This is a genomic window from Micromonospora sp. NPDC049497, from assembly GCF_044465805.1.
GTDB lineage: Bacteria > Actinomycetota > Actinomycetes > Mycobacteriales > Micromonosporaceae > Micromonospora.
Window position 1 is genome coordinate 587,315 of sequence record NZ_JBITMC010000001.1, and the last position, 20,108, is coordinate 607,422.

At 71.5% G+C, this 20,108-nt stretch carries 23 protein-coding genes; 9 read left to right on the top strand and 14 right to left on the bottom strand.

The window, feature by feature from the left end:
- Positions 1 to 5: 5 nt before the first annotated feature.
- Positions 6 to 1,430, top strand: a complete 1,425-nt coding sequence (locus ACIBR0_RS02720) for an MFS transporter (RefSeq protein ID WP_396712349.1) — start codon at positions 6 to 8, stop codon at positions 1,428 to 1,430.
- A gap of 116 nt (positions 1,431 to 1,546) precedes the next feature.
- On the opposite strand, the gene ACIBR0_RS02725 is transcribed toward ACIBR0_RS02720, so the two are convergent.
- The 5 genes from ACIBR0_RS02725 to ACIBR0_RS02745 form a co-directional block, all read right to left on the bottom strand.
- On the bottom strand, positions 1,547 to 3,220 hold the full coding sequence (locus ACIBR0_RS02725; RefSeq protein WP_357030140.1) for an alpha-amylase family glycosyl hydrolase: 1,674 nt from the start codon (positions 3,218 to 3,220) through the stop codon (positions 1,547 to 1,549).
- A gap of 61 nt (positions 3,221 to 3,281) precedes the next feature.
- On the bottom strand, positions 3,282 to 4,316 hold the full coding sequence (locus ACIBR0_RS02730) for a LacI family DNA-binding transcriptional regulator (protein ID WP_357030130.1): 1,035 nt from the start codon (positions 4,314 to 4,316) through the stop codon (positions 3,282 to 3,284).
- Between the two features lie 60 nt (positions 4,317 to 4,376).
- A complete protein-coding gene (locus tag ACIBR0_RS02735; RefSeq protein WP_396712350.1) occupies positions 4,377 to 5,342 on the bottom strand; it encodes a carbohydrate ABC transporter permease in 966 nt (321 codons plus the stop codon).
- Between the two features lies 1 nt (position 5,343).
- Complete coding sequence (locus ACIBR0_RS02740; protein ID WP_357030126.1) at positions 5,344 to 6,393, bottom strand: sugar ABC transporter permease; 1,050 nt, start codon at positions 6,391 to 6,393, stop codon at positions 5,344 to 5,346.
- 71 nt (positions 6,394 to 6,464) lie between these two features.
- Positions 6,465 to 7,814 carry an ABC transporter substrate-binding protein gene (locus ACIBR0_RS02745; RefSeq protein WP_396712351.1) on the bottom strand — a complete coding sequence of 450 codons (1,350 nt, stop codon included), beginning with the start codon at positions 7,812 to 7,814 and terminating at the stop codon, positions 6,465 to 6,467.
- Positions 7,815 to 8,064: 250 nt separating this feature from the next.
- Here ACIBR0_RS02745 and ACIBR0_RS02750 point away from each other — a divergent pair, with 250 nt between their 5' ends.
- Positions 8,065 to 8,838: a peptidoglycan DD-metalloendopeptidase family protein gene (locus tag ACIBR0_RS02750; protein ID WP_396712352.1), complete on the top strand. Its 774-nt coding sequence runs from the start codon at positions 8,065 to 8,067 to the stop codon at positions 8,836 to 8,838.
- A gap of 48 nt (positions 8,839 to 8,886) precedes the next feature.
- Here ACIBR0_RS02750 and ACIBR0_RS02755 read toward each other — a convergent pair whose 3' ends face one another.
- The 5 genes from ACIBR0_RS02755 to ACIBR0_RS02775 form a co-directional block, all read right to left on the bottom strand.
- A complete protein-coding gene (locus ACIBR0_RS02755) occupies positions 8,887 to 9,381 on the bottom strand; it encodes a TspO/MBR family protein (protein ID WP_396712353.1) in 495 nt (164 codons plus the stop codon).
- Between the two features lie 160 nt (positions 9,382 to 9,541).
- Positions 9,542 to 9,685, bottom strand: a complete 144-nt coding sequence (locus tag ACIBR0_RS02760; protein ID WP_165947907.1) for a GPGG-motif small membrane protein — start codon at positions 9,683 to 9,685, stop codon at positions 9,542 to 9,544.
- On the bottom strand, positions 9,676 to 10,452 hold the full coding sequence (locus ACIBR0_RS02765; RefSeq protein WP_396712354.1) for a metallophosphoesterase: 777 nt from the start codon (positions 10,450 to 10,452) through the stop codon (positions 9,676 to 9,678). Before ACIBR0_RS02765 ends, ACIBR0_RS02760 begins: the two co-directional genes overlap by 10 nt.
- A gap of 10 nt (positions 10,453 to 10,462) precedes the next feature.
- Positions 10,463 to 10,738, bottom strand: coding sequence for a hypothetical protein (locus ACIBR0_RS02770; protein WP_396712355.1), 276 nt, complete (start codon positions 10,736 to 10,738; stop codon positions 10,463 to 10,465).
- Positions 10,735 to 11,319: a nucleotidyltransferase gene (locus ACIBR0_RS02775; RefSeq protein WP_357030114.1), complete on the bottom strand. Its 585-nt coding sequence runs from the start codon at positions 11,317 to 11,319 to the stop codon at positions 10,735 to 10,737. Before ACIBR0_RS02775 ends, ACIBR0_RS02770 begins: the two co-directional genes overlap by 4 nt.
- Before the next feature lie 157 nt (positions 11,320 to 11,476).
- On the opposite strand from ACIBR0_RS02775, the gene ACIBR0_RS02780 reads away from it, so the two are divergent.
- On the top strand, positions 11,477 to 12,193 hold the full coding sequence (locus ACIBR0_RS02780; RefSeq protein ID WP_396712356.1) for a dTMP kinase: 717 nt from the start codon (positions 11,477 to 11,479) through the stop codon (positions 12,191 to 12,193).
- Positions 12,194 to 12,227: 34 nt separating this feature from the next.
- Here ACIBR0_RS02780 and ACIBR0_RS02785 read toward each other — a convergent pair whose 3' ends face one another.
- On the bottom strand, positions 12,228 to 12,920 hold the full coding sequence (locus ACIBR0_RS02785) for an SDR family NAD(P)-dependent oxidoreductase (protein ID WP_396712357.1): 693 nt from the start codon (positions 12,918 to 12,920) through the stop codon (positions 12,228 to 12,230).
- Positions 12,921 to 13,143: 223 nt separating this feature from the next.
- On the opposite strand from ACIBR0_RS02785, the gene ACIBR0_RS02790 reads away from it, so the two are divergent.
- The 3 genes from ACIBR0_RS02790 (at position 13,144) to ACIBR0_RS02800 (ending at position 16,451) form a co-directional block, all read left to right on the top strand.
- Positions 13,144 to 14,058 carry a MurR/RpiR family transcriptional regulator gene (locus ACIBR0_RS02790; protein ID WP_396712358.1) on the top strand — a complete coding sequence of 305 codons (915 nt, stop codon included), beginning with the start codon at positions 13,144 to 13,146 and terminating at the stop codon, positions 14,056 to 14,058.
- Entirely contained in the window at positions 14,055 to 14,999 is a 945-nt protein-coding gene (murQ, locus tag ACIBR0_RS02795; protein ID WP_396712359.1) for an N-acetylmuramic acid 6-phosphate etherase, read from the top strand. The genes ACIBR0_RS02790 and murQ overlap by 4 nt, the downstream gene beginning before the upstream one ends.
- Positions 15,000 to 15,461: 462 nt before the next feature.
- Entirely contained in the window at positions 15,462 to 16,451 is a 990-nt protein-coding gene (locus ACIBR0_RS02800) for a sigma-70 family RNA polymerase sigma factor (RefSeq protein WP_357030103.1), read from the top strand.
- A 72-nt stretch (positions 16,452 to 16,523) separates the two neighbouring features.
- Here ACIBR0_RS02800 and ACIBR0_RS02805 read toward each other — a convergent pair whose 3' ends face one another.
- Positions 16,524 to 17,495 carry an NlpC/P60 family protein gene (locus tag ACIBR0_RS02805; protein ID WP_396712360.1) on the bottom strand — a complete coding sequence of 324 codons (972 nt, stop codon included), beginning with the start codon at positions 17,493 to 17,495 and terminating at the stop codon, positions 16,524 to 16,526.
- A 495-nt stretch (positions 17,496 to 17,990) separates the two neighbouring features.
- Here ACIBR0_RS02805 and ACIBR0_RS02810 point away from each other — a divergent pair, with 495 nt between their 5' ends.
- The gene (locus ACIBR0_RS02810; protein WP_396712361.1) at positions 17,991 to 18,521 is read left to right on the top strand and encodes a DUF6232 family protein; all 531 of its coding nucleotides are present in this window, start codon (positions 17,991 to 17,993) and stop codon (positions 18,519 to 18,521) included.
- Positions 18,522 to 18,558: 37 nt separating this feature from the next.
- Here the strand turns inward: ACIBR0_RS02810 and ACIBR0_RS02815 are convergent, their stop codons facing one another.
- Positions 18,559 to 18,885: a DUF3817 domain-containing protein gene (locus tag ACIBR0_RS02815; protein ID WP_396712362.1), complete on the bottom strand. Its 327-nt coding sequence runs from the start codon at positions 18,883 to 18,885 to the stop codon at positions 18,559 to 18,561.
- A 32-nt stretch (positions 18,886 to 18,917) separates the two neighbouring features.
- Positions 18,918 to 19,340: a hypothetical protein gene (locus ACIBR0_RS02820; protein WP_396712363.1), complete on the bottom strand. Its 423-nt coding sequence runs from the start codon at positions 19,338 to 19,340 to the stop codon at positions 18,918 to 18,920.
- 121 nt (positions 19,341 to 19,461) lie between these two features.
- On the opposite strand from ACIBR0_RS02820, the gene ACIBR0_RS02825 reads away from it, so the two are divergent.
- Together ACIBR0_RS02825 and ACIBR0_RS02830 are read left to right on the top strand one after the other, a co-directional pair.
- Entirely contained in the window at positions 19,462 to 19,785 is a 324-nt protein-coding gene (locus ACIBR0_RS02825; RefSeq protein WP_357041627.1) for a DUF6158 family protein, read from the top strand.
- Positions 19,785 to 20,105, top strand: a complete 321-nt coding sequence (locus tag ACIBR0_RS02830; protein WP_396712364.1) for a hypothetical protein — start codon at positions 19,785 to 19,787, stop codon at positions 20,103 to 20,105. The genes ACIBR0_RS02825 and ACIBR0_RS02830 overlap by 1 nt, the downstream gene beginning before the upstream one ends.
- The last annotated feature ends 3 nt before the right edge of the window (positions 20,106 to 20,108 follow it).

The window sequence follows — 20,108 nt, forward strand, 5'->3', positions numbered from 1 at the left end:
GTGACATGACCTTGGTGAGGGGCGCGACGTCGCGGTCGTGGGGTGGCGGCGCGGGGCACCGGCTCTACAGCGTGGTGGTCTTCGTGCTGCTCGCTTCGCTGGACAACGTGGCGATCGGCCTGGTGCCACCCCTCTACGGGCCGATCGCCGACACGTTCGACGTCCCGCAGCGCCTGCTCGGCCTGGTCACCGCCGTCAGCTTCCTGGTCAGCGCGGTCGCCGCGGTCGGCTGGGCGTACGTCGGCGACCGGACGAACCGCAAGCCGCTGCTGATGGTCGGCACGGTGATCTGGGCGGTCGGCACCGGGGGGAGCGCGGTAGCGACCGCCTATCCGGCGTTCCTCGCCGCCCAACTGGTAGCGGCGGTCGGGCTCGGCGCGGTCGGCTCGGTCGGGTTCTCCGTGGTGACCGACCTGATCTCGCCCCGCCGCCGGGGCCTCGTCATGAGCTTCTGGGGCCTGTCCCAGGGCGTCGGCACGCTGGCCGGGACGCTGGTCGGCGGGCTGCTCGGCGCCGCCGACTGGCGGCGGCCCTTCCTGCTGCTGACCGTCGTCGGGCTGGCCGCCACCGTCGCGTACCTGTTCACCTTCGACATCCGGCGGGGCGAGAGCGAACCGGAGCTGGCCGACGTGCTGGCCGGCGGCGCCGAGTACGACTACCGGATCACCCGGGCCGACCTGCCGCGGATCCTCGGCCGGCGGACGAACCGGTGGCTGATCCTCCAGGGCCTCACCGCGCAGGCCGCCTTCGGCTCGCTGGTGTGGTTGCCGGTCCTGTTCGCGGAGCGGGCGAAGGACCAGGGGTACTCGCCGGCCACAGCCGTGGTGGTGGGGAGCGTCTTCGCCACCCTGTTCCAGCTGGGCGGGGTCTTCTCGATCTTCGGCGGGTTGGCCGGGGACGCGCTGCAACGGCGTACGCCCTCGGGCCGGGCCCGGGTCGCGGCGGTCGGGGTCCTCGCGGCGTTGCCGTTCTACCTGGTGTTGTTCTTCGTGCCGATCCGCATCGACGTGCCCGACGGCGGCGGCTCCGGGGCGGTGGTCGCGGCGGTGCTGGCCAGCGTGGTCAGCGAGCCGACGGTCGGGCTGAGCCTGCTGACCGCCGTGGTGGCGCTGGCGCTGACCTCGGCCAACTCGCCGAACTGGTTCGCGCTCATCGCCGACGTCAACCCGCCGGAGCACCGGGGCACCGTCTACAGCCTCGGCAACCTGGTCAACGGTGTCGGCCGGGCGGCCGGCAACGGTCTGGTCGGCGTGGCCTTCCACGGCCTGCGGGCGGCCTTCCCGCCGCCGTTGAACTACGCGGTCGGCCTGGCCGCCTTTCAGCTCTTCTTCATCCCCACCGGGATCATGTACTGGCTGGCGTCGCGCAGTTCGCCCGACGACATCGCCGCCGTCCACGAGGTGCTCCAGGCCCGCGCCGAGAAGCTTTAGGAGGCGTTTCATAAGAACTGGCCGGACCGCCGCCTGGACTCCGCCTCGGCTCGACCGCCCTTATGAAACGCGCCCTGGGGGAGGACCGCCCGCGGGGCTGCCCTCCCCCTGATCCGTCAGGCGGACCGCACCCAGACCGTCACGTCGGTCGGGACCCGGCCGTCGGCGTCCAGCGGGCCGCTCGCGGCCACCAGCTCGCCCGCCGGCGGCGGTACGGCGGCGGCGCCGAAGTTGGTCAGCACGGTCAGGCCGGCGTTGTCGAACGCCAGCACCTCGTCGCCGGACTCGCGCCACCGCAGGGTGCCCCGGCCGAGCCCGTGCTCGCGGCGCAGCCGCAGCGCGGTCCGGTACAGCTCGTACGTCGAGCCGGGGACGTCACGCTGCCGGTCCAGCGCGTACTCCGCCCACATCGGCGGCTGCGGCAGCCAGCTCGCGTCGGTCGGTCCGAACCCGTACGACGGCGCGTCGGCCTCCCACGGGATCGGCACCCGGCAGCCGTCCCGGCCGCGCTGGGTGTGCCCGCTGCGCAGCCAGGTCGGGTCCTGCCGGGCCTCGTCGGGCATCGTGGTGTGCTCGGGAAGCCCCAGCTCCTCGCCCTGGTAGAGGTACGCCGAGCCGGGCAGGGCGAGCATCAGCAGCGAGGCCGCCCGGGCCCGGCGCAGCCCGAGCGCGGCGTCCGGCTGCGGGTCGCCGATGCCGATGCCGTTCGGCCGGCCGCCGCTGGTGTCCAGGCCCAGCCGGGAGGCGTGCCGCACCACGTCGTGGTTGGAGAGCACCCAGGTGGTCGGGGCGCCGACGGCGTCGGTGGCCTCCAGCGAGCGGGTCACCACCGCGTACTGGGCCGGCGCCGTCCAGGAGGCGAGCAGGTACTCGAAGTTGAACGCCTGGTGCATCTCGTCCGGCCGCACGTACCGGACCAGCCGCTCGGCCGGCTCGACCCACGCCTCGGCGACCAGAACGCGCTCGCCCGGGTAGCTGTCCAGCAGGGCCCGCCACTCCCGGTAGATGTCGTGCACGCCGTCCTGGTCCCACATCGGCGGGCGGGGCTTGTCGACCTCCTGCCCGGAGAGGATCTCCTGCGGCTCCTCCCAGTCGGCCAGGTCGGCCTGCTTGATCAGGCCGTGGGCCACGTCCACACGGAAGCCGTCGACGCCCCGGTCCAGCCAGAACCGGAGCACGTCCAGGAACTCCGCCCGTACCTCCGGGTTGTCCCAGTTGAGGTCGGGCTGTCCGGTGTCGAACAGGTGCAGGTACCACTGGCCGGGCCGCCCGTCGGCCTCGGTGACCCGGGTCCAGGCGGGGCCGCCGAAGACGCTCTGCCAGTCGTTCGGCGGCTGCGCGCCGTCCGGACCCTTGCCGTCGCGGAAGACGTACCGGTCGCGCTCGGGGCTGCCCGGTGCGGCCGGCAGCGCCGCCCGGAACCACCGGTGCGCCGACGAGGTGTGGTTGGGCACCAGGTCGACGATGACCTTCAGGCCACGTGCGCGGGCCTCGGCGATCATCTTGTCCGCGTCGGCGAGGGTGCCGAAGAGCGGGTCGACGTCCCGGTAGTCGGCCACGTCGTACCCGGCGTCGGCCTGCGGTGACGGGTAGAACGGCGAGAGCCAGACCGCGTCCACGCCCAGCTCGGCGAGGTGGTCGAGGCGCGCGGTGATCCCCGGCAGGTCGCCGATCCCGTCGCCGTCGGAGTCGGCGAACGAGCGCGGGTAGATCTGGTAGATGACGGCCTCGGTCCACCAGCCGGTGGCCGCGTCGGCGGACGTGTCCTGGTGCGTCGGGTTGCTGTTCAGGGCCTTCTCCCGTGTGTCGAGCCGTGCGATGTCGAGGGGCGTGCCCACGGATGGCTGTCGTTCAGTCTGCCCGGGGAGGGGCGGTCGATTCACGGACCACCAGCCGAGTGGGCAGGATCACCGGCGACCCGGGCGGGTCGGCGGGCGGGTCCAGGCTGTGGCCGACCAGCGGGTCCAGCAGGATCCGGGCGGCCAGCAGGCCCTGCGCGGCGGCCGGCTGGGCGATCGTGCTCAGCCCCAGCACGCCGGCGAGGTCGTGGTCGTCGATGCCGATGACGCTGACGTCCTGCGGCACCCGCAGCCCGGCGTCGCGCAGCGCGGTCATCGCCCCCATCGCCATCTCGTCGCAGGCGGCGAAGATCGCCGTGGGTGGGTCCCCCCGGCGCAGCAGCTCCTCGGCGGCCCGGGTACCGCCGTCGATGGTGAACTGCGACTCGACGTCCAGGCTGGGGTCCGGGGTGATGCCGGCGGCCCGCAGCGCCGCCAGGTAGCCGCGTCGGCGGTCCAGGTGGGTGGTGAAGGCCAGTTCGTCGTCGGGGTCGCCGGAGATGTGCGCGATCCGCCGGTGACCGAGGTCGAGCAGGTGCCGGGTGGCGGCCCGCGCGGCCGCCACGTCGTCGACGCGTACGCAGGGCCAGCCCGGCACCGCCGTACCGGAGCTGACCGTCACCCCCGGCAGGTCCAAAGCGGTGAGGGCGGGCAGGTCGGTGCGGTGCAGCGGGGTGGCGACCAGCATGATGCCGTCCACCCGCTTGTGCAGGTTGGCGGTGCTCAGCACCCGCTGCCGGATCTGTTCCCGCCCACCGAGGTTGTAGAGCAGCAGGTCGTAGCCGCTCTGGTAGAGGAACTCCTCGACCGCTTCCACCACCGTCCCGAAGAACCAGCGGGTGATCCGCGGGACCACCACGGCGATCGTGCCGGTCCGGCCGCCGGCCAGCCGCGACGCGCTCGGCGAGACGCGGTAGTCGAGCTGCTCGGCGGCTGCGAGCACGCGGCGGCGGGTGGACGCGGACACCGTCGGCAGGCCACGCAGCGCCCGCGAGACGGTGGCGGTGGAGACGCCGGCCAACCGCGCGACGTCGTCGATCTTTGTCACGGCACCCCCGCTCCGCGCCGAACTCCGCCGCCGCCGGATCCGGCGGCGGCGGAGTTCGGGTCAGCCCTTGACGCTGCCGGCGAGCAGGCCGCGTACGAAGTAGCGCTGGAGGGACAGGAACACGATCAGCGGTACGACCATCGACACGAACGCGCCGGCGGTCAGCCGCTGCCACTCGTTGCCCCGCGTACCGGCCATCTCGGCGAGCCGGACGGTGAGCGGGGCGGTCTCGTCACTGCCCCCCGCGAAGATCAACGCGACCAGCAGGTCGTTCCAGACCCAGAGGAACTGAAAGATGCCGAACGCGGCGAGCGCGGGGACGATCAGGGGCAGGACGATGGTGCGGAAGATCTTCGGGTGGGTGGCGCCGTCGACGCGGGCCGCCTCCATCAGATCCTTGGGCAGTTGCGAGATGAAGTTGTGCAGCAGGAAGACGGCGAACGGGAGCGCAAAGCAGGTGTGCGCGAACCACACCTGCGCGAACTTCTGCGAGCCGTCGAGGTCCCAGGCCGGCAGCAGGGTGACGCCGGCCAGGGTGACACCGGTGGAGAAGAACTTGAGCAGGGGCACCAGCGCCATCTGCAGGGGCACGATCTGCAACGCGAAGATCGCGATGTACATCCAGTCCCGCCCGCGGAAGTTGATCCAGGCCAGCGCGTACGCGGCCAGCGCCGCGAAGGCGAGCGGGAACAGCACCGAGGGGATGGTGATGGCCAGCGAGTTGATGAAGTAGCTGGCGAGCTGCCCGGACGACGACGACCGGCCGAACAGCACCTCCTGGTAGTTCTCCAGGGTGAACTGCGGGTTGGTGAAGAACCTCCACCAGCCGGTGGACTTGATCTCGTCCTCCGGCCTGACCGAGGAGATCAGCAGGCCGAAGGTCGGGATCGTCCAGAGCACCGCGATGACGACCGAGATCAGCGTCGCGGTACGGGTGTTCAGCCGCTTGCGCACCCGGGCGGCCCGACCCGGGGTGGGGTCGACCTTCTGGGTGCCGACGGCGACGGTGGGCGTGGCGGTGGTCATCTCAGCCCTCCCGCTGCTGGCGCAGGTTACGGATCTGGTACAGCACGATGGGCACGACCAGGACGAACAGGAAGACCGCCAGCGCCGAGCCCTGGCCGTTCTCGCCGTACCGGAACGCCTGGTTGTACATCTCGTTGGCGATCACGCTGGTCTCGTAGTTGCCGTTGGTCGCGGTGCGCACGATGTCGAAGACCTTGAGCGTGGCGATCGACAGCGTCACCACCACGACGATGAGCGCCGGGCGGATGCTCGGCATGGTGATCTGCCAGAACATCTGCCAGGGGGTGACCCCGTCCAGGCGGGCGGCCTCGACGATGTCGGCCGGGATCGCCTTGATCGCGGCGGACAGCACCACCATGGCGAAGCCGGCCTGGATCCAGATCATGATGATGATCAGCAGGAACGTGTTGAGCGGTGACTCCTGCAGCCACGACTGTGGCGTGCCGCCCACGCTCACCACGATCTGGTTCAGCAGGCCGATCTGTTGCTCGCCCTCGCCCCGGTAGGCGTAGATGAAGCGCCAGATGATCGTGGCGCCGACCATCGAGATCGCCATCGGCAGGAAGATCAGCGACTTGGCGACCGCCTCGAACCGGGCCCGGTCCACCATGATCGCGTAGAGCAGGCCGAACGCGGTGGCCACCAGCGGCACCAGGATGACCCAGAGGAGGGTGTTGGTCAGCACCCGGACGATCGCGTCCTCGCTGAACATCCACCCGTAGTTGCGCAGGCCGACCCAGTCGGTGCTGGTGCGGTCCATGAAGGACAGCAGCACGGTCCGGATGGCCGGCACCACCAGCCCGACCAGGAGCAGCAGGACGGTGGGCAGCAGGAAGAAGAGCGCGAAGAGCCCCTCCCGCTGCTTCGGCCGCCGGGGGAGCGGTCCGCCGCCCACCGACGCCGCCACCAGCTGCGCCTCCCGGCGCCGGGCGAACCAGGCGGGTACGACGTCGAGCAGGAGGAGCAGGCCCCCCACCACCGCGACGAACGCGACCAGCCCGTACATCAGCATGAGGAGCTTCGGCTGTTCGTCAGCGAAGTCGAAGTTCATCAACCCTCCCTCGGGGGCTCAGGTCGGACGACGGGCCGGTCCGCGGTGCGGACCGGCCCGTCGTCAGGAGATCACTTCGGCCAGCTGCTCTCGATGCCCTGGAGCACCGTCGCCGTGTCCTTGCCGTTGACCCAGTCGACCATGCCCTTCCAGAAGGTTCCGGCGCCGACCGCGGCCGGCATCAGGTCGGAACCGTCGAAGCGGAAGACCGAGCTCTTGTCCTGGAGGATCTGGACGGAGAGCTTGTCGATCGGGTTCGCCACGTTGGCCAGGTCGAGCTTGTTGTTCGCCGACACCCAGTCGCCGATCTTGGCGCGGCTGTTGGCGTGCTCGCCGGAGGCGAGGTAGGTCTGCACCGCCTGCACCTCGGGCCGGTCGGCGAAGGCCGCGACGAACTCGCCGCCGCCCAGCACCGGCTTGCCCTTGGCCGGGTCGATGGCCGGGAAGTAGAACGCGAACACGTCGCCGTCCTCGGCCACCTTGGTGCCCTCGGGCCACTGGTTGGCGTAGAACGACGCCTGCCGGTGCAGTGCGCACTTGCCGGTGGTGATCGGCACGCCGGCCTCCTGGAAGGAGGTGGTGGCGATGCTCTTCACGCCGCCGAAGCCGCCGTTGACGTACTTCTCGTTCTTGAGGATGGTGCCGGCCCGGTCGAGGGCCTCGGCGACCTTCGGGTCGTTGAACGGGATGCCGTGGCTGGTCCACTGGTCGTAGACCTCGGGGGTCTGCGTCCGCAGCATCAGGTCTTCGATCCAGTCGGTGGCCGGCCAGCCGGTGGCGTCACCGGACTCGATGCCGGCGCACCACGGCTTGGTGCCGCTGGCCGCGATGGTGTCGCTGAGCTTGATCAGGTCGTCCCAGGACTGCGGGACGGTCCAGCCCTTCTCCTTGAACGTCTTCGGGGAGTACCAGACGAAGGACTTGACGTTCGAGCCGAGCGGGGCGCCGTAGAAGGTGCCGTTGACGGTGCTGTACTTCAGCCAGTCGGCCGGGTAGTTGGCCTCGGCCATCGCCTTGGTGTCGGCGCTGGCGGCCTTCAGCTTGCCGCCGTCGGCGAAGCGCTTGAGCAGGCCGGGCTGCGGGATGAAGGCGATGTCGGGGGCGTTGCCGCCGTCGACCCGGACCCCGAGCTGCGCCTCGAACTCACCGCTGCCCTCGTGGTCGATCTCGATGCCGGTGCACTTGGAGAACTGCTCCCACGACTGCTCCAGCCGGTCGGCCTCGATCTCGCGAATGGACGAGTAGATCGAGACCTTCTTGCCGTCGTGACCCTCGTACTTCTCGTACGCGGAGCACTCGGCGGAGCCCGCGTTGTCATTGGTGTCGTCGTTGCCGCCGGTGCCGCAGGCGGTGGCGCTGAGCGCCAGCCCGAGTGCGCCGGCGATCACGAAGGCCTGGCGTGGTCTGGTGAAGACCGCCATGCCGTCCTCCTTCCTTGCCGGCGCGGGTCGTGCTCGATGACCGGGCGCCGGTCCGATGGTCGTGCTCACATGTAAGCGCTTGCATCCGACCGGGTCCACCCCTTGCCGGACACGAGCGAGTAACAATCCGGAAACCGTGCACCGACTCGTGGGACCGCTCCCGGCCCAGATGCCGGACTCTTTCGATCGACGGCAATATCTGTCACTCTGAATAAAGTAGATCGAAGGATTTCAACATCGGAGGTGCTGGATGGCCAAGCGGTGGTACAGCCTGCTCACGGTCGCTCTGCTGGTCGCGAGCGTTCTGCTCCCGGCGTCGCCGGCGGCGGCCGCCCCGACGTTCAAGGTCCCGTTCCCGTGCGGCCAGACCTGGTCCGGCCAGACCCGGACCGACCACAGCCCCGCGTACGCGGTCGACTTCAACCGCACCAACGACCTCGGCGACCCGGTGGTGGCGAGCGCGCCGGGCACCGTCGACCGGGTCACCGACCTCGGTGGCACCAGTTACGGCAAGTACGTGCGCATCGACCACGGTGGCGGCTACACGACCTACTACGCCCACCTCAACGGGTTCAACGTCTCCGTCGGGCAGAGCGTCGGGTACGGCAAGGTCATCGGGTGGGTCGGTAGCACCGGCGGCTCGACCGGTCCCCACCTGCACTACGAGCAGCGCCTGAACGGCAACGACATCCAGGTGCGGTTCAACGGCTCGCTGGCCCTCTACTGGGGCACGAAGTCCTACACCAGCGGCAACGGCTGCTCCTCGAGCACCGGCAGCGGCACGGTGAACACCAGCGGCACCGCGCTGACCGTGCGGTCCGGCCCCGGAACCGGCTACGACGCGGTCGGCACGGTGGCCGACGGCACCCGCGTCACGATCTACTGCCAGACCAGCGGCACCAGCGTCACCGGCACCTACGGCACCAGCTCGATCTGGGACCGGATCGGCACCGGCCGCTACATCGCCGACGCCTACGTGTACACCGGGCACGACGGATACATCCCGAACGTGCCCCGCTGCTGAGCGGGCATGCGTCGGCCCCGCCGCGGAACCCGCGGCGGGGCCGGCCGGTCAGCTGTTGAGCTGCCAGATGGCGAAGTTGAGCGCGCTGGCGAAGGTGACCCAGGCCCAGTAGGGGAGCATCAGCAGCGCCGCCGGGCGGGAGATCCGCCGGAACAGGACCACCGTCACGGCGATCGCCAGCCACATCAGCAGGATCTCGGCGAACGCCAGGCCGTAGCGGCCGGCACCGAAGAAGAGCGGCGTCCAGATCGCGTTGAGGACCAGTTGCGTGACCCAGGCCCATACGGCGGGACCGAAGCCGACCCGTCGCCAGACCAGCCAGCCGGCCACCGCGATCATCGCGTAGAGCACGGTCCAGACCGGTCCGAAGAGCCAGGACGGTGGCGCCCAGGAGGGTTGTTCGAGGCTCGCGTACTCCGCCGAGGTGCCCTGGACGCCGAGCCCGCCGACGGCTGCCGCGACGAACACCGCCGCGCCGAAGCCGAGCAGGGCCCACCACCGTCGCGTGCCGTCGGTACGTCCGACGCTCCCGGTTATCTCCATGGTCGAGATATCTCCCCGCCGTCAGGTCGGCAAACCTCGCTGTCCCGTCCCGGGACAGCACGACGCCGGGGTCGTCCTGGCCGGTCGCTCCTGTCGGGAGGACGGAGTTCCGGTCACGACGACCCCGGCGGGTCCGGTGCGGCGGCCGCTGGCCGCCTCGTCAATTGAAGATGCTGACACCACCCGGGCCGACCAGAAGACCGACCACGATGAGGACGACGCCCCACAGGATCTGCCGACGGAACAGCGCGAGGATGCCGGCGACCACCAGTACGACTGCGAGAATCCAGAGAATCAGCTCCATGTTCGCTGGATACCCGAACTGACCGTGCGGGAAACCTCGCCCGAGTCGAGATGATCTCCCAGGTGGTAGATGCTGTACGCCTGCCGGATCACCGGGTGGGCCACGTTCCGCACCCGTACGCCGCCCGGCGTCGTGCCCTTCTCCGTGCCCGCGTGCGCGTGCCCGTGCAGGGCCAGCGCGGTCGGCGCCGAGTCGATGGCCTGACCGAGCTGGTACGACCCGAGGAACGGGTAGATCTCCAGCGGCTCACCGGCGAGTGTGTCCGGCACCGGCGAGTAGTGGGTGAGCGCCACCCGCACGTCGCAGTCCAGCCCGCGCAGCGCCGCCCCCAGGGCGTCCGCGCTGTCGGTCGTCGTCCGGACGAACGCCTTCATCTCCGGCTCGCCGAAGTCGCTGGCGCAGCGCCCGGCGAAACCGCCGCCGAACCCCTTCACCCCGGCGATGCCGAGCCGGCCGCCGGCGCAGTCCAGCACCACACTGTTGCCCTCCAGCACGGTGATCCCGGCGCCCTCCAGCACCTTCACCACCTGCGGAACCTGGTCGCACTGGTGGTCGTGGTTGCCGAGGACGGTCACCACCGGCACGCCCAACCCACCGAACTCCTCCGCCACGCAGCGCGCCTCGGCCTCGGTGCCGTGCCGGGTCAGGTCACCGGCGAGCAGCAGCACGTCGGCGCAGTCGGGCAGTTCCTCCAGGGCCGGCCGGAAGCGGCCGACCACGTCCTCGTCCAGATGCACGTCGCCCACGGCGGCGATGCGGATCACCATGAACCCTCCCTCAGGGCAGTTGCTCGATCTCCGTGGGCGCGGACGTACGGATCACGCCGATGTCGCTGGTGACCGGCACGTCCGGGAAGCGCTCGGCCACCCGGCGCAGGATCTCCTCGCGCCGGTGCGCGCTCTCCACCTCGCCCTGCAGCACGAGGCCGCGCTCCCTGCGGGCAACGGTGATGCCCTGTTCGGCCACGGCCGGGTCCTCGGTCAGCAGCCGGTGGACCTCCGCCTCGACGTACTCGTCCGGCGGTCCCGTGGCGACGTCGCGGTGCTCGGTCACGGTGTCCCCTTTCCTCCCGTGGTGTCGGCGTACGGCACCACGTCCAGCCGGTCCAGCAGCACCAGGAACGCCTCCGCGTACGGCGAGTGCTGCGTCTCCTTGCGTACCCGTTCCCAGTCGATCTGCTCGCGCAGTGATCGGGCCAGCGGCAGGCCCCGGGCGAAGTCGCAGTAGTGCTGGGAGAAGCTGAGCAGCTTGTGCACCATCAGCTGGGTCGCCGAGAGCACCGGCATGTGGATGGCGTCGACCGGTCGGACCACGGTGTCGGCGAAGGTCTCCTCGGTGACCGGGGTCTCGATGGGCCGGTGGATCAGGTCGACCATCCGCCCGTCGTCGAAGACCTTGACCAGCCAGTCCTCCGGCGGGCGCTCGGCGATGAAGCCGGCCGCCACCAGGGCCTCCAGGGCACGTTCGACGTCGGTCTCCCGGATCAGGAAGTCGACGTCGTGTTCGCTGGAGTGCCCGCCGTGCGCGTACACGGCGAAGCTGCCGCCCAGCGCGAACGGGATCTCTTCCTGCTTGAGCACGGCGGCGACCTTCTTCAGGGTGTGGACCAGGCTCTCGTCCCCGCGCTCGGCCATGTGGATCTCCCGTCGTGGTGGTCAGGGGGATGGTGTTCAAGTCGGGTACCCGGCATCCCCGTGGCCCACACCTGGCATGGGCGCGGGTAGGTGGCAACCAGGACGGAAGAGGATCAAACACCCAGGGTGCGAGCGCCCGTCGCGTAGTCTCGGGAAGGTGTCCAGATCATCGCGGGCGCGGCGCGGCAGGGCCCGATTGCGCGCCGTCGCCCTGATCGGCATCGACGGCTCGGGCAAGACGACCCAGGCGCACCGGCTCGCCGAGGCGCTCACCCTGGCGGGACACCCCGCCACCTACCACCGCAACGCCGGCGGACGGCGCTGGCTCGGCCGCGTCGCGCACCGGCTCGGCCGTCCGGACGCCCAGCGCCTCGTGGGACGCAACGGGATGCTGGCGGTGGAGTCCGTGCTGCGGTGGCTCGCTATCGCCGCCGCTCTGCTCAGCCGCCTGCTGACCGGACGGATCGCGGTGATGGACCGCTACTCCGTCTGCCAGTACGCCAGCATCCGTTCCCACGGCGGCAGCAGGCGCTGGGAACGCCTCGCCCGCCTCGGCTACCGGATCTTCCCGCCGCCGCAGGTGACGTTCCTGCTCGCGGTCGATCCGGCCGAGGCGTACCGGCGGATCGAACAGCGCGGGACCGACCACGAGTCCATGGGCTACCTGACCGCGACGGCCACCGCCTACCGGACGCTGCCGGAGTACCCGACCTTCGTGCTCGTCGACGCCGATCGCCCGCCGGACGAGGTGGCGCGGCAGATCCAGGACCACCTGGCTGCCTGGCTGGCCGCGTCCGACCCGTCGCCCCGGTCCGCTCCCGTCCGGGGCGCCCGGCCGGAGGTGGACCCGGTACCGGTCGAGGTGCACCTCTGACAGGTGGGTGCCGCGGTGTCCGCCGCCGGGGCGGTCAGGCCCGCCCGTAGACCGGGACGGTGGCGCCGCTGGTCGGTGCCGACTCGTCCGAGGCGAGGAAGCGGATCACCGGGGCGATCTCGGCCGGGGCGACCCAGCGCGAGTGGTCGGCGTCGGGCATCGCCGCCCGGTTGGTGGGGGTGTCGATGACGCTGGGGAGCACCGTGTTGCAGCGCACACCGGCCGGCCGGTACTCCACCGCCACCGCGTTCGCGAAGGCCAGCACCGCCGCCTTCGACGTCGCGTAGGCCGCCGCGCGGGGGAAGGGCGCGACGGCGGCCCGCGCGGACACGCAGACCACGGCGCCGCCGCCGGCGGCCACCAGGTGCGGGAGCGCCGCACGGGTCACCAGCCAGGTCGGGCGCAGGTTCATCGCCAGCATCCGGTCGAGTTCGTCGATCGGCGTCTCGTGCACCAGACCGCCGCTCGCGTATCCGCCGACCAGGTTCACCACCGCCCGCAACGGCGCCGCCGGCTCACCGGCGGCGGTCGCGACGACCCGCTCCACGTCGGCCGGCACGGTCAGGTCCGCGACGGGCCGGACCGGTCCGCCGGCCGCCGGGTCCGCCGCGCCACGGCCTGGTCGCTCCGGTACGACCACCCGCCAGCCCGCCTCGACGAAGGCCGCGGTGACCGCGCCGCCCAGCCCGCCCGTGCCTCCGGTGACCAGCACACTGCGATCCGCCATGGCTCCACGCTAGTGCGCGGTGCGGCGCGGTCACCGACGGGGGAGACCGTCGGCGTCACGTGCCCCGGCGACCGTCCGGCCGCCGGAGCCGCCCGCCCGGGGGAGGCGGTGTCCGGCCCGTGATGGCACGCTGAGCGGGAGCGGTGGCTCCCGGATTGCGGTACTTTCCCCAACACGTACGGTGATGGTTGACGCTCACGCTTCATGAAAGTAAGTTTCATCCGTGGCGAAGAGTCCGAAGGTTTCTGCGAGTCACGAGTCCGGTGGGCTGATCGTCCACATCAGCGGTCTCCTCCCGTCGCTGTCGCCGGCCGAACAACGGGTCGCGCGACTGGTGGTGGCCGACCCGGCCGACGCCGCGCGCCGGACGATCACGGATCTCGCCACCGCAGCCGAGACCTCCGAGGCGACGGTGATCCGGTTCTGCCGCTCGGTCGGCATGGACGGTTACCCCCAGCTGCGGATCCGGCTCGCCGCCGAGGCCGCCCGCCGGGTCGAGCCGCCGGACGCGCGGGTCGTCGGTGGCGACATCCCTCCCGGCGCCGACCTCGCACAGATCATCGCCACGATCGCCTTCAACGACGCCCGGGCCGTCGAGGAGACGGCCGAGCAGCTCGACCCGGCCGTCTGCGAGCAGGTGGTCGAGGCCATCGTCGGCGCCGGCCGCATCGACGTGTACGGCGCCGGTGCCAGCGGCTTCGTCGCCTCGGACTTCCAGCAGAAGCTGCACCGGATCGGCCGCACCGCGTTCTACTTCCCGGACGTGCACACCGCGCTCACCTCGGCCGCCCTGCTCGGCAAGGGCGACGTCGCGATCGGCATCTCCCACACCGGCACCACCTCGGACGTCATCGAGGTGCTGGAGCAGGCACGGTCCCGGGGGGCGGCGACCGTCGCGCTGACCAACTTCCCCCGGTCGCCGATCACCGAGGTGGCCGACTTCGTCCTCACCACGGCCGCCCGGGAGACCACCTACCGCTCCGGGGCGATGGCCAGTCGCCTGGCGCAGCTCACCGTCGTCGACTGCCTCTTCGTCGGGGTGGCGGCGCGCAACCGGGCCCGGGCCCGCAAGGCGCTCGAGGCGACCGCCGAGGCGGTCCGGTCGCGCCGCGTGGGTCCCGGACGGAGGCGGGCATGACGACCGGCAAGGTCGAGCCGCAGGAGGTGGCCGGCCGCCCGGTGATCCGGGTCGGCGCACCGACGGAGCGGCGTAATCCGCTCAGCGTCGACCTCGACCTGATGTCCACCCGGGACGTGCTCTCGGTGATCAACGACGCCGACCGGCGGGTCCCCGCGGCCGTCGCCGCCGTCCTCGACCAGATCGCCACCACGGTCGACCTGGCGGTGACCGCCCTGCGCGGGGGCCGCCGCGTGCACTACTTCGGCGCCGGCACGTCCGGCCGCCTCGGCGTCCTCGACGTGGCCGAGCTGGCCCCCACCTTCAACTCCCCGCGGGACTGGTTCTGCGCCCACCTGGCCGGCGGAGCGGACGCCATGTGGCGCGCGGTCGAGAACGCCGAGGACGACGCCCGGGCCGGCGCGGCCGAGGCCGCCGAATGCGTGCGCACGGGGGACGTCGTGGTCGGTCTCGCCGCCAGCGGGCGTACGCCGTACGTCCTGGGTGCGCTTGCCGCGTCCCGGGCCAGGGGCGCCGCGACGGTGCTGCTCTGCGCGAACCCGGAGGCGGAGGCCGCCGGGTCGGTGGACGTCTTCATCGGGGTGGACACCGGCCCCGAGGTGGTGACCGGGTCGACCCGGATGAAGGCGGGCACCGCGCAGAAGCTGGTGCTCAACACGTTCTCCACCGCCGTGATGGTGCGCCTGGGACGGGTCTACTCGAACCTGATGATCGACATGGTGGCCACCAACGCGAAGCTCCGCGGACGGATGATCTCGATCCTGATGGAGGCCACCGGCTGCAGCGAGGAGATCTGCCGACGCGCCCTGCACGAGGCCGACGGCGACCTCAAGACCGCCCTGGTGTCGCTCGTCTCCGGTGCCGGGGTTCCCGCCGCGCGCGCCGCCCTCGCCCGCTCCTCCCACCAGGTGCGCGGCGCAATCGCCCTCCTCGCCTCCTGACCCTCGCCCCGCCCTCGCGATTCGGACATCCGGTGCCGGACCGGCGCTCGCACCACCCCTTCCGCGGGCACGGGCATGGAATCGCGCTCCGGATTGTTCACCGGGGGGTGGGGTATTACCACGGGCGTGGATGAACCGACCGGTCCGGCGGTGCGTATCTGCCAGTGACCAGGATCGCAGCTCGCTGGTGACCCGGGTCGCTGTGCCACCCGGTCCGGCGGTGTTGCCATGGTCGGGGCGGACAGGGATCCGTCGATCGACCAGCCCGTACGTGGTGCCCGACAGGGCGCGGCCACATGGGGTGCTGACAGCAAACATGGACCGTGCTCTCAGCTGATTATCAGGCATTCGTGACACTTTCGACTCACGACATGGAATCCCCGACACGTCTCATCTGTTGTGTAGGTGTCAGCACCGGTGGGCACAGCGGAAGTTACGGGGAGGGAGCTGACGGACGTGGGGATGGCAAGGAACCGGGCAACCGGCGCGAGCGAGGGGACCGTGAGCAACGTGGACAAGAACATCGGCATGCGGACCGACGAGGTCGCCGAGGAGCGTGACCTGGTCGGCGTCTACCTTCACGAGATCTCCCGGACGCCACTGCTGGACGCCGCCAAGGAGGTCGACCTCTCCAAGGCGATCGAGGCCGGCCTCTACGCCGAGCACCTGCTCGGCTCCGAGCGCGTTCCCGAGGGTGTCGACCGGGAGGACCTGGAGCGCCTGGTCGTCGAGGGCGAGCGGGCCAAGGACCTGTTCATCCGGGCCAACCTGCGCCTGGTCGTGTCGATCGCGCGGCGGTACGTCCGCTCGGGCATGCCCATGCTCGACCTGATCCAGGAGGGCAACACCGGCCTGGTGCGGGCGGTCGAGAAGTTCGACTACGAGCGGGGCTACAAGTTCTCCACCTACGCCACCTGGTGGATCCGTCAGGCGATCAGCCGGGCGATCGCGCAGCAGGAGCGTACGGTGCGGCTGCCCGTGCACCTGGTCGAGGACGTCAACCGGATGCGCAACGTCGCGCGTCAGCTCACCCGTGAGCTGGGCGGCGACCCGGAGCCGGAGCAGATCGCGGCGTCGCTCGGCGTCACCGTCGAGCGGGTCAACGAGCTGGTCCGCTGGTCGCAGGACACCGTGTCGCTGGACACCCCGGTCGGCGACGACGGTGACACCAAACTCGGTGACCTGGTCGCCGACAGCGACGCCCCCTCGCCGGAGGAGATCGTCCTGACCGGCCTGGAGCGGCAGCGGATCGAGGGCCTGCTCAACCACCTCGACGACCGCTCGGCCGGCATCATGCGGGCCCGCTACGGGCTGGAGGACGGCCGGGAGCACTCGCTCACCGAGGTCGCCTCGCGGTTCTCGCTGTCCCGTGAGCGGATCCGCCAGCTGGAGATCCAGGCCCTCGGCCGGCTCCGTGAGCTGGCCCGCGCCGAGGGGCTGCAGGCGGCCTGAGCTGGTAGTAATGACGGAGAACGGCCGGCGTCCGATAGGGGGACGCCGGCCGTTTCCCGTGTCGGCCTCCGGTCAGCGGACCCGGCCGTAGCCGTACGGGGTCAGCAGGTCGATGCTCCGCTTCTCCACGTTCCGGCCGAAGGTGGGCGCGTGGATCACCTGGCCCGAGCCCACGTAGATGGCCATGTGCCCGAGGTTGCTGTAGAAGACGAGATCACCCGGACGCAGTTCGCTGCGGCTGATGTGGGCCACCACGCCCCACTGCATGCGGGTGTTGTGCGGCAGGGACTTGCCGGCCGCCCGCCACGCGGCGGAGGTCAGCCCGGAGCAGTCGTAGCCGTTCGGCCCGTCCGCTCCCCACACGTACGGCTTGCCGAGCGCGCCGTACGCGTACCGCACCGCCACTCCGGCCGAGCCGGCGACGGAGGGCGCGTCCCTGGCGCTGTCCGAGCGGGACGCGGGCTGTTCGGTGGCCCGGCCGTACGCCTGGCGGCGCAGCTCGTAGAGCTTCGCCAGGTCCCGTTCGATGCGCGTCTTCGCGGTGGTCAACTGCCGCGCCTGGGCCGCCTGCCGCTCCAGGGTGACGTCCAGGCGGGTCTTCTCCGCCAGCAGGCGACGCTGGTCGCCGGTGAACGTGGCGATCCGTTCCTGCCGCTGGCGGGTCAACTGGTCGATGGTGCTGATCCGGTCGAGCAGTGCGGTCGAGTCCTCGGCGCGCAGCAGCGCCGCGGCGGTGCTCAGGTTCCCGGTCTTGTACGCGGTGACGGCCAGCTCGCTGACATCCGCACGACTCTGTTCCGCCTGTTGCTCCAGCGGACCCAGCCGGGCCTGTAATCGGTCCGCGTCGGCCTTGTTGGCCTTGATCTTCTCGCGGAGCTCGTTGTACGCCTCGACCACGCGCTCCAGCTCCGCCGAGGACTTCTCGATCCGCCGGGTCAACTCGGCGGGTGACGGTTCGGCCCGGGCGGGCACCGCCGGTGCGACCAGCGCGGCCGACACCACGGCGACCGCGAGGGCGCGCAGCGTCTTCCTGAGGGACGACAAGAGCGTTGGTGCTCCTCTCCCACCGGCCGCCGGGGCTGCTGGGGCTCCTCGACGGCACCGGGCCGGTGCTGTCCGGATGGACGGCGGTCGACCGGGCCGGCCCGGACACGGTAACCCGGTGCCCGAGTGACCCGCAGAGAAAGCAGGGGCGAATGTTGGCGAAGTGGCGGAAATTGCGGCAGAGGCGGGTGACGGTGCGTGGTCTCGGCGTGGTCGCCAGGAGCGGGCACGCGTACCACTTGTAGCAGTACGGGTGGTGGGCCCGATTCGTCGTTCCCGGCGTATGCCGCCGGTTCGGTGCGGGCTATAACCGATAAGACCGACATGGATGTCTTTTCCTGGCAGTGGGGAGGCGTGGCCGGCGCCCGTCACACCGGTAAAGCGGCACTCCGGCTGGCGGGCGGCCAACACAATGGGTCCCGGAGCCGGGAGTCCCACCGCCGCGCAGGTGCCGGTGGGCAGCCGACCCCGCACCACAGCTGCGGGAGGAGAGCCATGACATCTCGGGGCGCCACGACACGACCGCACCGCGCCCCGCGTGGGCCGGGCGGAACCACCGACACGCTGCTCTACGCCCGGCCGGGGATCATCGTCACCGTCGAGCGGTTCACCGTCGGCCGCACCAGCTGGCGGGTGGCCGAGCTGACCCACCTGCGGACCGGGCGTGGACCCCACGACCGGGTCGCGGTCCGCGCCGTCGTCGTGACCGCCACGATGGTCGGGGGAGTCGGGCTCCTGCTCGGGTTCACCGGCGGCCTGCACCGGCTCACCGCCGGCGCGTACCTGATCCTGGGCGGGGTGTTCCTGGTGCCCGTGCTGCTCGCGCTGGCCGGGGACCGCTGGCGGCCGCCGGCGTACGAGCTGTGGGGCCGCCGCCGATCCGAGGACGTCCTGCTGTTCAGCAGCGACGACGAGCGGCAGTTCGGGCAGGTCACCCGGGCGCTGCGCCGAGCCCGGGAAATGCACCGGTACGGCGGCTGGGAGGACTCGCCCACCCTCGTGGACCCGTGGCGGCCGACCCGCTGATCGGGCCGGCCGGCGGTCGGTGTCCCGACGGTGGACGTCAGCCGGCGACCGGCTCGGGGGCCCGCTCGGGCCGGGCGGTGACCCAGGCGCTGACGCGGCGCTCGGCGTAGAACGAGACGAACGGCACCGTGCCGGCCAGCATCACCAGGATCATCCGCTTCAGCGGCCACCCCGCGCGACGGGCCAGGTCGAAGGCTGCCACCAGGTAGAGCATGTAGAGGAAGCCGTGCACCTGGCCCACGGTCTCCACCACGACCGGGTTGTCGAACCCGTACTTCAGCGGCATGCCGATCACCACGAGCAGGATCAGCGCGACGCCGACGATCCAGGCGATCACGCGGTACCGGGTCAGGGCTGCGCCCACCGTCGTCCGTCCTTCCGCACCCGGCCCATTCGTCAGCCGGGATAGTCGCCGGGCCGGGCGCCCGGATTGTCGTTGAGCCATCGCAGGTAGCGGTTGTACTCGTCCAGGTCCGGGTCGTCCGGGCCGGCCGTCGCCGCCGGTACGCGGGGGACGCGCACGGGTCGGCGTACCTCCGGACGCGTCGCGGCGCCCGCGTCGGACGCGGCCGGCCGTGGCCCCGCGGCGGCCGGCGGCTCGTCGGTCGACGACGCGCGCAGCGCGTGCCGCACCTCGCGCCACCAGACGAAGACCACGAAGCCGGCGAAGACCGGCCACTCGATCGCGTAGCCCCAGCTGATCGCGTTGCCGGCCGCGGCCCGGCTGACCTGCCACCAGCCGAGCGCCAGGAACGCCCCCACCAGCACGACCATGGCCACGTGGCGCACGATCCACCCCGGGGTCCACAGCCGCTTCATGCCCACGAGGGTACCGGGGGCCGCCGCGACCTCCGACACGGTGTCGTAGTACGCCGGATGGTTTGGTGCCGCCGGGTGTGGGCATCCGTCTAGACGCCAGCCCAAAACAGACCAGGGGGGCATGATGACCGGATCCCTACGGCAGGACGATTTCTCAAGCCCGGAGCAGCGCGTGCCCGAATGGGGCGGTGACCAGGTGCACGACACGCCCTCGGGCGGCGCGGACCTCGACGGCGAACTGCTCGGCGTCGACCCCGCCGAGCTGGGCGACGACGACCTGATCCGCGAGATGCACAGCCTGCACCGCACCCGGCTGGACACGCTGCGGCACGCCGCGGACTCCGCGCTCGCCAACCACCTGCGCCGGACGGCCGAGCTGGAAACCGAGTACCTGGCTCGGCACCCGGGGCGCGAGGTGGACCCGAGCCGGCTCCGGGACGCCTGATGGCGTCGGCCGAGCGCGGCCTGTCGGCGCCGCCGGAGGTGGTCTTCAACACGGCCACCGACCCGGCCCGCGCGTCGGCGTGGCTGCCCGAACCGCTGCGGGCCGACGGTACCCCGGCCGAGCACGTCAGCGCGGAGGAGCTGGAGGCCCGCTGGCGCGCTGCCGGGGACTGGAGCGCCGAGATCCGGATCGACCAGGCCGACGCGGGCGGCGCCCGGGTCCGGCTCGATCTGACCGGCGGCCCCGACGCCGACCACCTCGCCGGCGAGGCGCTGGACAACCTCGCCCGCGAGGTGGCCGACAACCTCCAGGCCGGCTGAGCC

What these genes read in the sequence shown, in the direction of transcription:
- ACIBR0_RS02825 (WP_357041627.1), top strand. Translation starts at nt 19,462, where the DNA reads ATGATGACCGGATCCCTACGGCAGGACGATTTCTCAAGCCCGGAGCAG.
- ACIBR0_RS02820 (WP_396712363.1), bottom strand. Translation starts at nt 19,340, where the DNA reads ATGAAGCGGCTGTGGACCCCGGGGTGGATCGTGCGCCACGTGGCCATG.
- ACIBR0_RS02755 (WP_396712353.1), bottom strand. Translation starts at nt 9,381, where the DNA reads ATGGAGATAACCGGGAGCGTCGGACGTACCGACGGCACGCGACGGTGG.
- ACIBR0_RS02775 (WP_357030114.1), bottom strand. Translation starts at nt 11,319, where the DNA reads ATGGCCGAGCGCGGGGACGAGAGCCTGGTCCACACCCTGAAGAAGGTC.
- ACIBR0_RS02720 (WP_396712349.1), top strand. Translation starts at nt 6, where the DNA reads ATGACCTTGGTGAGGGGCGCGACGTCGCGGTCGTGGGGTGGCGGCGCG.
- ACIBR0_RS02785 (WP_396712357.1), bottom strand. Translation starts at nt 12,920, where the DNA reads ATGGCGGATCGCAGTGTGCTGGTCACCGGAGGCACGGGCGGGCTGGGC.
- ACIBR0_RS02750 (WP_396712352.1), top strand. Translation starts at nt 8,065, where the DNA reads ATGGCCAAGCGGTGGTACAGCCTGCTCACGGTCGCTCTGCTGGTCGCG.
- murQ (WP_396712359.1), top strand. Translation starts at nt 14,055, where the DNA reads ATGACGACCGGCAAGGTCGAGCCGCAGGAGGTGGCCGGCCGCCCGGTG.
- ACIBR0_RS02745 (WP_396712351.1), bottom strand. Translation starts at nt 7,814, where the DNA reads ATGGCGGTCTTCACCAGACCACGCCAGGCCTTCGTGATCGCCGGCGCA.
- ACIBR0_RS02830 (WP_396712364.1), top strand. Translation starts at nt 19,785, where the DNA reads ATGGCGTCGGCCGAGCGCGGCCTGTCGGCGCCGCCGGAGGTGGTCTTC.
- ACIBR0_RS02810 (WP_396712361.1), top strand. Translation starts at nt 17,991, where the DNA reads ATGACATCTCGGGGCGCCACGACACGACCGCACCGCGCCCCGCGTGGG.
- ACIBR0_RS02735 (WP_396712350.1), bottom strand. Translation starts at nt 5,342, where the DNA reads ATGACCACCGCCACGCCCACCGTCGCCGTCGGCACCCAGAAGGTCGAC.
- ACIBR0_RS02800 (WP_357030103.1), top strand. Translation starts at nt 15,462, where the DNA reads ATGGCAAGGAACCGGGCAACCGGCGCGAGCGAGGGGACCGTGAGCAAC.
- ACIBR0_RS02740 (WP_357030126.1), bottom strand. Translation starts at nt 6,393, where the DNA reads ATGAACTTCGACTTCGCTGACGAACAGCCGAAGCTCCTCATGCTGATG.
- ACIBR0_RS02760 (WP_165947907.1), bottom strand. Translation starts at nt 9,685, where the DNA reads ATGGAGCTGATTCTCTGGATTCTCGCAGTCGTACTGGTGGTCGCCGGC.
- ACIBR0_RS02765 (WP_396712354.1), bottom strand. Translation starts at nt 10,452, where the DNA reads ATGGTGATCCGCATCGCCGCCGTGGGCGACGTGCATCTGGACGAGGAC.